The organism is Citrobacter sp. C348, assembly GCF_047467975.1.
In the GTDB taxonomy this organism is placed as follows: Bacteria; Pseudomonadota; Gammaproteobacteria; order Enterobacterales; family Enterobacteriaceae; genus Citrobacter; species Citrobacter gillenii.
The window spans coordinates 70,170-82,301 of sequence record NZ_JASJUJ010000013.1; the positions used below are offsets into that span (position 1 = coordinate 70,170).

Genomic DNA, 12,132 nt, shown 5'->3' on the forward strand with positions numbered 1-12,132 from the left:
CATCAGTTCCTGAATGGCGGGGGATTCCCCCGCCGGGGTTAGCTACTTAGCGGATTCGTAAGCCATAAAAGCCGCCACCTCCCTGTTCGTGTCCCTGTAGCGAATTTCGCAGAGCGATTTCCGGGTCAGGTAAGTGAATATCAGCAGTGTGAGACACACTATCAATACACACCAGAGCAGGGTGTTTCGCGGCAGTTTCATGGCCTTCTTCTCCTGTCAACGCAAAGCAGAAGTGTCACCATCGGTGCGAAACAGAGATGTCATGCTTTGGTTCAGAGAATGCGTTTGACCGCCTCGCTATATACTTCCGAGCGTTCTCTTTTCCCAACAGAAATCACGAAAACGACAACTTTCTCGTCTATAACCTGGTATACAAGGCGATAGCCTGAAGACCGGAGCTTAATCTTGTAACAATCAGGCATACCACGGAGCTTGTTTGCTTCAATCCGGGGTGACTCAAGTACTTCAACCAGCTTCTTTTTCAACTGTTCACGTACCGTCGAGCCCAGCTTTCGCCATTCCTTTAGTGCCCGCTCGTCAAAATCCAGAAAATACGCCATCAGAGTTCATCCAGCGTCACACGTACTGGCTTAGGATTACGAAGTCGTTCTTTCACTATCTCCACAAGTTCAGCATCTTCATCACTCAGGAGTGTCTGTTTGAACGGCAAGCGTTCATTGTCAGCGATATACTCGAGCATGAGACGAAGCGCTTCAGAAGGAGTTACGCCCATTTTTTCAAGCGCGGCGTAAGAACGCGCTTTAAGTTCATCGTCAATACGTAGGTTAATGCTACCCATGTCTTACACCCCTTGTAATTACAAATGTCATTACAAGTATCGCACTACAACATGCTTAGGGCAAGTCACGAAGTAAGTCAGAAAGTAGTCGTAAGAACGGTGATCACTGTCCGCTTTGTGCCAGAAGCGGACTTTTTAAAAATATTGCGTGCCCAACAATTGGGCGCAGGTCACATCAAGTACCCTCAGAATTATAGAGAATACCTGAAATTTTTGTAGAGCGAGGTTTGTTACCCTGCCCGACCAGCGACATGTGGTTAGTTTAGTGATCAGAAATGTCGAGCGTTTGGTCGTTCATTGACGCGGGATCTTCCAACGGTTCCACATGAGTGGTGATATGGATAAAAGGCAGTGCGGTGCGGATATCATTCTCTATACGCTCGGCCCAGTCGTGCCCATATTGAACAGTCCATCGCCCAGGAACTAGGATGTGCATTGTCATAAACGCCCGCCCGCCAGCCTGGCGTGTACGTAGTGCATGGAAATCAAGCCCCTGTTCACGATATCCTGCCAGCAGTGACTCGATTTTTTTGAGTTCTTCCGTGGGTAGCGATACGTCCATCAGACCTGCAGCTGAACGACTCATAAGCTGATAACCAGTCCAAACGATGTTGGCTGCGACCAGCAATGCAACGATCGGATCGACCCAAAACCAGCCGGTCAGATAAACCAGTCCGACACCAAAAATGACACCGACCGACGTCCAGACATCGGTCAGCAGGTGATGAGCATCTGCCTCAAGAGTGATAGAGTTGTGCTGCCTGCCAGCCCTTAACAAAATGCGAGCCGTCACAAAATTAAGGATTGATGCGACTGTTGAAACCAGTAATCCGAGACCAATCTCCTCAAGCGGCTGTGGAGTTAACATCCGCTCAACTGCGGTATAGGCGATACTGGCTGCCGCCAATAGGATCAGAAATCCTTCGAAAGCACTCGAGAAATATTCGGCTTTGCCGTGCCCATATGCATGGTTCTCATCGGCCGGAAGCGCAGCCAAGGTCAGCATCCAGAGCGCCATTAGGGCTCCTGCGAGGTTAACTACGGATTCGATGGCATCAGATAGCAGACCGACCGAACCGGTCATTTTCCACGCCACACCTTTGAGTCCGATAGTGGCAATAGCCGTGGCAATGGAAAGCCAAGCGTAGTGCGTCAGCGGACGAGGTAACCCTTTTGTTTTAGTCATTATTAACTTCCTAAAATAGGACGACTAACTCACATTTCTATCCATGATAGATAATTAAACAATCATTTCGCCATGAATATTTTTTCGTTTTTATTAAATTTAATTAAAAAGTCTCTGCAAGTGCTGTTTCATCTTCTAGTAAACTAAATTTTATTTTTAGGGTTTTCTTCAACTTGAAGTAATATTATCTCACAACAGATTAGTCACTTAGGTTAACTGAGCGGCTTTTATATTTTTCAATTAAAATATGCAAAACTCCCATTGCACCATGTGCATAAAAATAGACCTCAATGAAAGTAGTAAAGAACTTATGCCAGTGGATTACTGTTTCAGCCAGATTTGACTGCATGGTATTCAACAAGAACCATAGGCCACCTGAAAGTGCTACAATTAGCAATGCTAGAACTCCAAATCCTTGGATTGTACTGGCAATACCTCCCGAATGTGCATCGGGCAGTCGGAAACTAGTCAACGTTTTTATATCTTGCTTAATACCACTAAAGTCAAGCCCTACCCATGAAAAATAATAAGTAAAACCTCTTTGAGTAAGCATCCAACTTAACATAATAAAACCACAAATAATCAGTCCTAACCCTGAAATAATGTGCATCCAGGTTATAACTCCTTCAAGACTATGTTCACCAATTGCTTCGGTCTCTGTCAGATTAGAGTTAATAATTTGTGATAATATTAGAAATGCCACAATGATGTGAAGAATACGAAAAAAAGGAGCGTAATCATGGGGTAATAGATTCCAGAGTCGCAATTTCATTAATGAGTCCTTAGTAAATTTATCGATGATCTTAATCATACAAAAGAATTATTAGGATAACCTTAATTCTTAAAATTGCAGCAGGCATTAGTTCACCTCTGATATGGCCACTTGCGAAATGGGAATGGTAACTGTTATTACTATGTGTTTACTTGCTGTTCTTGTTACGCAGCCCCTTAAACACATTACTTTCAAATATGATTTCCTGCTGGGTTTAAATATGTGTCTTTCTATAGTGCGGCAACCTATTTTTACACCAACTCATGAATTAAATAAGAATCATAAATTAAATGAGAGGTTTAATTCTCTTGCTTAACGCGATGATATTAAATGGAAATTTTAATTTTTGTAATTTATTAAACAGTTAGAATGAGACATGGTAAATACGATCTTCCTTTAGATAATTCTGATAGCACTTTTTCTACTGGGCAGTCTGCAATGTCCGCTTCTCGCTCTTAGCGGACATTAGCATAGGCTATTTACCATAACGCCGCATTACGCGTACCGCTCAGACGGCCTGAGCGCGTTTCTGACGTGTCCCCGTTAAAAACAGTAACAAACCACCCGAAAATGCACGCCAGAAACGCTACGTAAGAATCTATCCTATGACTGGATATGCACTCAACTGAATAACGCCTGGTTTCAGTCCATTTTATCGGGATCAGCCTTCTTTCTGGGTAATTTAGGGGGCTTCACTTGCTGATTACTTTGCGTGCGGCGCGTGAGCCAAGGATGGTCAGCTTTAGGTTTTACGTAGAATTTTGAGCGTAAATCAAAACGGGCATTATCCACACGTTCATGGACACTTTTTTCATCATCCAGTGGTATAGGCTCCGGGCCATCAACATATTTTTCCCATCCCAACGCTTTCCCATCATACAGAACCTTAATTTCACCGTTAAAGCTTTCGCATACCGTGACAACCGAATGCCGAAGTCGATATCCCCGGCCTTCACTGCGAATCTGAAACGCACTGCTTTTGTACTGGAAAGTGAGATTTTTGGAGAGAACGCGCTTCGCCTGGAGGCTGAAGATATAACCCAGTTCCTCTTCAGAATGGTGTACATCAAGATGGGCGTTATCAGCAATACGAGGCGGCGTAGCAAACCGGTTGTTATAGGCTTCAATAAAGGTCGGCAACCATGCGTTTGCTGTTTCAATATCACTGATACCCTGAAGCCGCATTTCTTTGACCAGCCTGTCCTGCAGTGTCTGATTGGCACGCTCTACCCGCCCTTTTGCCTGCGGGCTGTTGGCATGGATTGGCTCGATGCCCAGTGTCTTTATCGCACGTGTGAACTGAGTCAACTCTCCTTCCCGCTCCGGGTTATTTACTCTGAATATACTGTGTCTGTCAGAATAGAGAGCCAGTGGTACGCCATGATCATTAAGGTAACCCCGGAGGGTTTCCATGTAAGCCCGGGTTGTTTCTGCAGGAGCGAATCGTAGCGCCATCAGAGCGCTGGTAGCATCATCGATAAAGACTATCAGTGTGCATTTGGGGCCCCGACCTTCAAACCAGTCATGAGGCGAGCCATCAATCTGGATGAGTTCACCGTAGGATGGGCGCCGCATCCGGCGCTGATAAATTCGGGCAAACTTACGACGACGTTCGCGCCATATGCCCTCCTCTACCATCCACTTCCTGAGAGTTTCAATGGATAAACACAAGCCGTGTATCTCGCGCAATTTTTCGCACGCAAGCGTAGGTCCAAAATCAGCGTAGCGGCCTTTGAGGAGTGAAATTACTGTTGCTCTGAATTCGGTAGAAAAGGAATTATTGGGACGCTTTCCACGTCGGCGGGAAACTAGACCAGAAGGCCCTTCATTTCTATACCGTTGCACCAGACGTTTAACCTGCCGAATAGAAATGCCAATGCGTGCCGCAGCTTGTTCCTGAGTAATATGGCGATTAAGTGACTCCTGAATAATGTGAAGTCGGTCGAGTTCCTTATGACTCATCGTAACAGTCTCTTTGATCATGAAAAATCCCCCAGAGAATTGTCTGGGGACATTTTAGAATGGTTCAAAGGGGACATTACAGCTTGGTGTTAACACAGGCCTTCTTCTCCTTGCCTTGCGGCAACTAAGAGGCTATTCTGTTGGTGTCTAGTCAAGCAGATCGCCTCGTGTGGTTGGTTAATAACATTAACTTCCTACGGGGCTTTCTTCTTTCTGCCTCACAACATGGCAACAAACCACCTTCACGTCATGAGGCAAAAAGCCTCAAGCGCCAGTGCCATTATACCTTACACCGCCTCCTGCTGACCAGGTATCCGGCGATTACCGGACTGTTTTTCCGCGAAAATAGTCCGGGCGTTCCGTCAGTTCCCGCGAGATAAGTTCCTCCGCAAACAGCGGCGCAATCCGGTTTACCCGGCGTTCCAGATTTCGCCTGCGGGCAGCGGCTTTCCGTTCATCACTCCAGCGCCTGACCTGCCTCTCATCCAGAAAATCCACGCACACTGCATACCCGGCCCCCGCAATCCAGCGCGACATCACCGATTCAGGAGCCTGCTGCCCGGCATCCACCACTTCTGAGACCAGCTCCTGCGGACCCGGGCACGGGGTACGCGGCATCTTCCAGCGGAGTGAATAGCGCCACTTCATAGCCCGCTCCGGGCTGTCAGCTTGTTGGGAACCTGCCAGCGTTCTGCCCGGCGCATTTCATCCGGGGTATCCTTCACAATGAAGGTAATTTCATACATCACTTCGTACAGGGGGGCATTGCTGTAACGCAGCCAGTCCAGCTCTTTCAGCGACGTGAACCGCGTCTGCCAGCACCAGAATGCAGACTCAAGTTCCCGCGCGTCAAACTCGTCTGCCCAGCGCCGGTACCAGATATTGATGGTTTCCGGTGACTGAAAATTCAGTTCGGTCACCGCCTGCCCCAGCAGGTTCTGGCGTAACAGCCAGCGATGCTCAAGCGCCCGGTCTTCCTGGCGCATTTTGCGGGTGAAAGCAATTTTCTCGCGCTGCATCCGGCGATCTGTCCGGGTATGCATCACCTCCGGGAACAGTTCGGCCTGTACATCCGTGGAGATCGGCAGCGGGCAATGCTCCCCTTTGCTGGCAATCAGTCGATCCAGTGCTTCCTCAACCTGTTTGAGACTGCACAGGCGGTTCTTCGGCTCCCAGTTCAGGCCAGGAATACGCTGTGCCACCGCCGTGTTAATCCGACTGCTGCCGGTCAGCACGCGCAAAAAAGTGCGCACATGTGGCAGAGAGGGCAGACGCGCCCCCCGTTCGCGGGCGGTTTCCACACTGATAATGGCCTGCAGTGCCGCCTGGCGGGCAGGCTTCAGGGTCACAAGAGCGTGTGTTGACGGGATCATGCCATCACCTCCTCATTCAGCAGACTGACGACCGTGCGGGCGGAACAGCCGAAGCGGCGCATTCCGGCGACCTGGCTGACCAGCGTACCGATGCGAACGGGATCAAATTGCTCTCCCTGCCAGAGCGTGCGAACAACCAGACCTCCGGCAGACAGTAATACAAGAAGCCAGTACGGGGAAATATCACCCGGACTGCACACGCACAGATGGTACTCATCGCTGCCGTCCGCGCTGAGGCGGCACTGGACGGGGAACAGACCGCCAAACTCCGTTCGGTATTCGGCGCAGATGCACCAGTTCTGCGGCACGGGCAGCAGAGCCAGCACGGCATCACTGAGTCCACGACGGGCATCTTCACCCTGTTGGCGGACGGACTCCATGTCGGAGGCGGTCAGGCGGTTAATTTTGTTCAGGTCATAAATCATGGTCATGTTATTCCCGCCGCCCAAAGGCGGCGGCCTCCGGATTAAGCAGCGTGGTCAGTCAGGTCGGTTTCAGCGCAGTCAGTCTCATCCTGTTCAGCGGACTGAGTCCGGACCATCCAGTCCGGCAGCCAGCCCTGGGCATTCAGTTCATCTGCGGCAGCGACAGCCGCATCACGCCGTTTGAGTTTTACCACCTCCCGTGCCCGGTCGGGCAGCCCCGCCGCCTCATAAGCGGTGCCAATCTGCGCAATTTTGAGTTTACCGAAGAAGTTTGTCGCATCCGGCTGCCACCATTTGCGCAGATCAAAGTCCAGTGCCGCTTCCAGCCCGTCCAGTTCACTCCGTTCTGTACGGTGATACAGGCGTTCCTGAATACCGTTGATCCCGTGTGCCGCGCAGAATCCCAGCAGGGCACACACCTGTTCCGCAGACCATGACAGCAACCAGGTAAAATCCAGATGCCAGCTTTCCGGCAGCGTGGCCTGAAAGGCTTCACGCTGTGCCTTCAGTGACAGCAGGGCTTTACCCTCATCTCCGGACGGGGCCAGTGAGGCAAGCAGATACTGATTACTGGAGACGGACGCTTTGAGGGGTTCATCACGTTGACCATAGCTGCGTTCGAACAGCCCGAGACACAGTGTCCATGTCAGCAATGCCACCGATACATCAGGACGTCCCGCCAGTTCAGCCTGTACTGCCAGAGTCCGTTCAGCGGACATAGCTTTAACCAGCGTTGCCGGACAGGCATCGGCAGGTGTTTCCGGCGTGGTGTAGGTGATGACATTGTTATCCTGTGCCTGTTGCGCCTCCCGTTCCTGAGCCTCCTGTGCGCGATCTTCGTCAGTCAGCCTGCGGATACCTGGCTGAACCTGAAAATCGCCGTTATCCCATGACACCCATACCCCATGCGCCGCCCGAAATTCCGGTGTGGCCTCGCGGTATTTAGCCTCGATCCAGATATCATCAATCTGCTGCTGAAATTCGTACTGATCGTCGTAAGTCGCACAGTCCTCGATGGCCTTTTCCAGCTCGTCGATACGGCGTTGTTCATCATCAGTCAGCACAGCCGCTGGCATGGCAAAGCGGTACAGTTCTTTATCTTCGCCATGACCGCTGAGTTCCGTCATACGAAACTCAGCCCAGCCCCAGCCCTGCTCCTGCTTCAGACGGGCGGCGAGCACGGTGAGCTTGCCAGCCAGCAGGGATTTCACCAGTGAAGCATCTGCAAAGGTACTGTCCCTGTCGCTGAACAGATCGGCGGTCAGTGTACCGCCAGCAGCGGTATAGGCTTCCTCACCCACATACGCAAACATCGGGTGACTGATGGCCATCTTGTCATCGGTCACCATTTTGCGCAGGGTCTGTACAGCAGGATCGTGCCATTTTTCAACAGCCTCTTTCCAGACCTGCTCCTGACGCTCGTGAGTGTCAGCGAGGGTCAGCGCTTCACATTGCTCAAGGGTCATTTCATCCCGCGCCAGAGAATCCAGCAGGGACGGCGCAAGGTTCGCCAGTTTCAGGCAGCGCTGGACGTGGCGCGGGTGATACCCCAGCAGAGCACCGATCTGCGAGGCCGTTTTCCCCTCCTGCTCCAGCGTACGGAAGCCGATAATCTGCTCGGCGGGATGCATGTTTTTACGTCTGCCGTTTTCGATCATCGAGGCAGCCACCGCCATTTCCACAGGCAGAACTTTCACCGGAATAAACGGGGTGTCGGTAGCGAGTACCCCGCGCTGCACCAGAATGCCTGTCCCCCTGCGACGACCTTCCCCGCCAACGATGCCGATCGTCCCGTCCGGCAACGCCGTGCCGATCAGGTTCTGGAGGATACCCATTGCCTGAATACTGTCAGCCATCTCTTCCACTTCCGTGTCAGTATGCGGAATGATGCGCGTGTTGAGTTCAGTACGCGACAGGCGGGAGTACGGGAAGATTTGCACCGGGGTGTCCGCAAGTAACCGGACGAGCTTCTGCTCAGTGGATTGCGTATTTTTTTCCGCAGATTTTGTCGTGCGGGTGGATTTGGTGGTTTTTTTTGCCGTAGTATTGGTGGCGACCATTATTTTGCTCCTTTGTTTAAGTGATGGTTAGCCGTGTCCGGATTGCGCTCCGGCCACGGCACTCTTTCAGTCAGTGATGCGTTTCGGGTGTGCAGCCAGTGCCGCAAAGGACGGATAGCCGTCGAGTACCTGCATCATGACTTTTGCCCCTGCCAGCATTGCTGCATCCGCTACGCCTGCGCTGTTTTCACACACGTTAATCGTTGCCACGATCCCCGATTTCACATCTGAAAAACGCTCATACATGCGGTTACTGAAGAGGACACGTTTGCCCCCTGCCATCACCTGCCAGTTGTTGCAGTCATTAAAACGGGTGTCCACGTTGTCAAACTCGACCACGTGGGTGTCGCTGGCCTGAATGCGCAGCAGCTTCACGATGTCGGTGCTCTGCCCGACCGTTCTGGTCGTCTGGCGGGTGTTAAGGTTCTGCATGGCTCCTCCTTCTCTGGGTTAAGGCCGGACGTCCGGCCTCCGGTTACATCTGCACGTATTGCAGATTGCGTTTCAGTTCAAAAAGAAAATCGGGCTCAAACGACCAGGCACGCCAGTTAAGCGTTCCGTGGGTACGGATTTCCACCTGAACATCGCCGTAGCGGCTCACAGCGGACACGGTGACAGTGACACCTGCTTTCAGCGCAGTGGCCTGAGCCACCCACTCCCGCGCGACGGAAACAGGGTTTTGCCCTTCACTCATCTTCCTGGAAGATTCTTGAGCGGCGGTTCTGACGTTGACGTTTCGTGTGTGCATCCTGGTTTTCTCCTGTGGTGATGGTTTTCCATCTCCCTGGTGAGTTCTCTCGCGGCAAAGGGCAAAGGAGCGACGGCGGGGCGGCAGGAAAAGGGCGCAGACAACAGTTTTTGCGGTCCTTCGCAAAAAGTTTTGGCGGCGTTCACTTCACCCTTTGGATGACGACCCGGCGGTGCTACGACCAGCCCTCCGCGTGAGGACACACGGGGCGATGGCCTCACCGGATGAACAGGATGCACACACCCGACACGGCGGTACGGCGTGGCGGCCTTAAAGCGACGGCCCGCCGGCGCGGTGGAGGCGGCGCGGCCGGAACAGTCGCAGCAAGCCAGGGGTTGACCTTCGCCATCAGACCCTAGCGAAGCCCGAACCCCGAAGGGATTCGGCGGAGACTGGCGGGTGCGCAGCAGCTGCCCTGGCGGAGTGGGGCTCGACGACCGGACAGCAGCGCTGGCCGGGAGCCGAAGGGGGCCATCGCCCGGGGAGTTGAGATTTTAAAAAACACGGAACAGCAACCAGACTGCAGGATGTGTTGCAGCAGAATAAGCGCCATCAGGTCGTATATCAGGAGGAAAAGTGACAGTCCTGGTATCCGGAAAAGGGATTATCGAAGGGCAACAAGACAGCCCATCAGCTGGAAGCAAGTTCTGAGAGTGGTTATGACGCAAATGAAGGGAATTGCGCGTCAGCGCAATGCCCTTCTGCGCCACAGGCGCGCGGCCTTTTACGGCGCGGCCAGACGGGGGCATCCTCCCCCGCCCGGCTCACTGCCCCCGTCAGTTCTGAATTCTGAGCAGGACGGTTGAAACATCGGTATACGTGAATGTGCCACGCGGCAGCGGCTCCCATACATCAGCCAGGGGGCGGAGTATTTTCTGCTGGCGTGGCCCGTTCAGACAGACCGCCGTCAGTATCCCGCCGGATTCAAGCTGCGTTAAGGCGTGCTGTATGTGGCGGATATCCTGCGCATGCTGAAACGGCGGATTCATCAGGATTTTGTTCCAGAGGCTTCCCGGCTGGTAATCCAGAAAATCCCCGCACCGGACGTTAACGCCCGGAAACGCCGCCCGCAGATGAGCAGCTAACGCGGCGTTAAGCTCCACGGCGTCACACCGTACCAGCGGGGCCACCTCCCGGATGGCCCGTAAAATGGCCCCTGTTCCGGCCTCCGGCTCCAGAATACGGTCAGAATCGGTAATCTCCGCCAGGTCAGCCATCTGACGACAGACCGGGTCGGGAGTGACGAAAAGCTGCGAGCTGGCCCGGATTTCGGCCACTGGGGTGCGTCCGTCAAGTCTGGCCCGCATCGCCTGAATACGGTCCCTGAGTTCACTATGCATATGAATGGCCCTTACCTCCCCGGCGCAATGCCGGGGAGTCTGTCGGTTATTTTTGCGGGATTTCCACGGTTTTCATGTCGGTGATGTACACATTATCGAGCGTGTAACCGCTGGTCATGATGCGGCGGAAGCGGTACGCGCCATGCTCATCATTTTCAGCGACACCCCGGACCGACTTATAATCAGCCGGGGTTTTCGACCATTCGGCTTTGGTCATTTCGCGGAAACCCTCCCCCGGATAATTGACGATCGGCGGGCGTTTCGCGGCCTGCTTTGCGGCGAGGGCTTCTTCCGCAGACGGGGCTTTATAGTCCGTGATGCGGTCGGGGGTCAGTGTCATGGTCCCGTTGCAGCGCATAAAGCTGTAATACGGGGTGACAACTGAACTGACCGCGCCATTACTTTTATTGATGCGGATGATGGTCAGCCACTCGCCCCGGCTCTGAACCTGCCCTCCCGGCTCAAACTCCCGGGTACGGGTGACCACGCCGCCGCTTTCATCCAGCATGGCGCGTTCATAGGCCAGGCGGTTCTGGTAATGATTCAGCCAGCGCTTCTGATGGCGGATCGTGCGTTCATGATAAGGGGCGGCAATATCGCGGGCCTGTTCAAAGGTAATAATCTCATTCTCAAGCGCCGAATGCAGGGACATCTGGCCTTCGTACTGGCTTTTATCTGCGGGTCGCGGGTATTTTTCCAGCGTGAAACAGGTATAAATATGATCGTAATTACTGATAAGCCGCGCCATTTTCAGATCCAGCGTCTGCGCCCGCCACATCGTCAGATATTTCTGCGCCTGGGCAATATTCCGCTCCGCCTTGCGCTTGTCCGCCTCAATCTTTCTGATACGGCGGTAGCGCACATCCGGGCGTTCTTTGTATTTCGCCAGACGCAGGGAGGCGTGCGCCCGATCCTCCCAGTATTCCGCACGTTCAAAGAGCATCACGGCGCGTTTCATGCCGTTTTCAATACGCTGCGCATCCCGTCGCGCGCGGCGCTCGCTGTGATGGCCAATCAGGATCGGCTGTCCGGACGGGATAACCGACGCCAGCGCGTCCACCTGCGCGAGCGTCTGCTCTGACTCCCCGGCGCGTTTTTCGCTGTAGCCGCTGAAACGGTCGGCGCGTTGTTCCTGACGGTCGAAAAGGGTGTTGTCATCGTCTTCAATATCTCCGGCAAGAGACAGAAGCACGTCCTCACGGGCTGGCGTCCAGGCTGGCGCGACAAACAGCGCCTGTTTCGGTGCCCAGCGAAAACCCACGGCATGGATTTTCTGATACGTTTCATCATCAAGACGCAGCGCGGCATACAGCCGCAATTTGTTGTCATCCGGGGAATAGGTCGCCCGGTACGACTGCGCGGGGCTGTCTTCAGACGCGGGCGGCGGGGTGATGCCGGCAGTCAGTGCCAGTGCGGTGGATTGTATCATATTTTTTTCTCCTTCCGGTGGTTGCCGCCCCTCGCGGG

The 12,132-nt window shown here is 53.2% G+C and carries 14 protein-coding genes and 1 pseudogene; 1 reads left to right on the plus strand and 14 read right to left on the minus strand.

What is annotated here, in order from left to right; genetic code table 11:
* Positions 1–42: 42 nt before the first annotated feature.
* The 3 genes from QNN86_RS20770 to relB form a co-directional block, all read right to left on the minus strand.
* Positions 43–201, minus strand: a complete 159-nt coding sequence (locus QNN86_RS20770) for a type I toxin-antitoxin system Hok family toxin (protein WP_008325141.1) — start codon at positions 199–201, stop codon at positions 43–45.
* A gap of 71 nt (positions 202–272) precedes the next feature.
* Positions 273–560, minus strand: coding sequence for a type II toxin-antitoxin system mRNA interferase RelE (gene relE, locus QNN86_RS20775; RefSeq protein WP_000323025.1), 288 nt, complete (start codon positions 558–560; stop codon positions 273–275).
* On the minus strand, positions 560–799 hold the full coding sequence (gene relB / locus QNN86_RS20780) for a type II toxin-antitoxin system antitoxin RelB (RefSeq protein WP_000534858.1): 240 nt from the start codon (positions 797–799) through the stop codon (positions 560–562). The genes relE and relB overlap by 1 nt, the downstream gene beginning before the upstream one ends.
* 24 nt (positions 800–823) lie before the next feature.
* Between relB and QNN86_RS20785 the strand changes: the two are divergent.
* Positions 824–940 (plus strand): annotated as a pseudogene (locus QNN86_RS20785) (hypothetical protein); the annotation flags it as partial.
* A 121-nt stretch (positions 941–1,061) separates the two neighbouring features.
* On the opposite strand, the gene QNN86_RS20790 reads toward QNN86_RS20785, so the two are convergent.
* From QNN86_RS20790 to QNN86_RS20840, 11 genes are all read right to left on the minus strand, one after another.
* Positions 1,062–1,985, minus strand: a complete 924-nt coding sequence (locus QNN86_RS20790; RefSeq protein ID WP_000167917.1) for a cation diffusion facilitator family transporter — start codon at positions 1,983–1,985, stop codon at positions 1,062–1,064.
* Positions 1,986–2,184: 199 nt separating this feature from the next.
* Positions 2,185–2,757 carry a cytochrome b/b6 domain-containing protein gene (locus QNN86_RS20795; RefSeq protein WP_001515348.1) on the minus strand — a complete coding sequence of 191 codons (573 nt, stop codon included), beginning with the start codon at positions 2,755–2,757 and terminating at the stop codon, positions 2,185–2,187.
* Positions 2,758–3,399: 642 nt separating this feature from the next.
* Complete coding sequence (locus QNN86_RS20800) at positions 3,400–4,740, minus strand: ISNCY family transposase (protein WP_000589001.1); 1,341 nt, start codon at positions 4,738–4,740, stop codon at positions 3,400–3,402.
* A gap of 300 nt (positions 4,741–5,040) precedes the next feature.
* Positions 5,041–5,367: a hypothetical protein gene (locus QNN86_RS20805; protein ID WP_059593834.1), complete on the minus strand. Its 327-nt coding sequence runs from the start codon at positions 5,365–5,367 to the stop codon at positions 5,041–5,043.
* Entirely contained in the window at positions 5,364–6,092 is a 729-nt protein-coding gene (locus QNN86_RS20810) for a plasmid SOS inhibition protein A (protein ID WP_059593832.1), read from the minus strand. Before QNN86_RS20810 ends, QNN86_RS20805 begins: the two co-directional genes overlap by 4 nt.
* Positions 6,089–6,523: a conjugation system SOS inhibitor PsiB gene (gene psiB / locus QNN86_RS20815; RefSeq protein ID WP_059593852.1), complete on the minus strand. Its 435-nt coding sequence runs from the start codon at positions 6,521–6,523 to the stop codon at positions 6,089–6,091. The genes QNN86_RS20810 and psiB overlap by 4 nt, the downstream gene beginning before the upstream one ends.
* 35 nt (positions 6,524–6,558) lie before the next feature.
* Positions 6,559–8,577 (minus strand): ParB/RepB/Spo0J family partition protein, encoded by a 2,019-nt coding sequence (locus QNN86_RS20820; RefSeq protein WP_059593830.1) that lies wholly within the window; start codon positions 8,575–8,577, stop codon positions 6,559–6,561.
* Positions 8,578–8,643: 66 nt separating this feature from the next.
* The gene (locus tag QNN86_RS20825; protein ID WP_059593828.1) at positions 8,644–9,009 is read right to left on the minus strand and encodes a hypothetical protein; all 366 of its coding nucleotides are present in this window, start codon (positions 9,007–9,009) and stop codon (positions 8,644–8,646) included.
* Positions 9,010–9,052: 43 nt separating this feature from the next.
* On the minus strand, positions 9,053–9,325 hold the full coding sequence (locus QNN86_RS20830; protein WP_059593826.1) for a hypothetical protein: 273 nt from the start codon (positions 9,323–9,325) through the stop codon (positions 9,053–9,055).
* Between the two features lie 776 nt (positions 9,326–10,101).
* Complete coding sequence (locus QNN86_RS20835; RefSeq protein WP_049040216.1) at positions 10,102–10,665, minus strand: class I SAM-dependent methyltransferase; 564 nt, start codon at positions 10,663–10,665, stop codon at positions 10,102–10,104.
* 46 nt (positions 10,666–10,711) lie between these two features.
* Positions 10,712–12,094, minus strand: coding sequence for a DUF3560 domain-containing protein (locus QNN86_RS20840; RefSeq protein WP_049040215.1), 1,383 nt, complete (start codon positions 12,092–12,094; stop codon positions 10,712–10,714).
* Positions 12,095–12,132 lie beyond the last annotated feature (38 nt).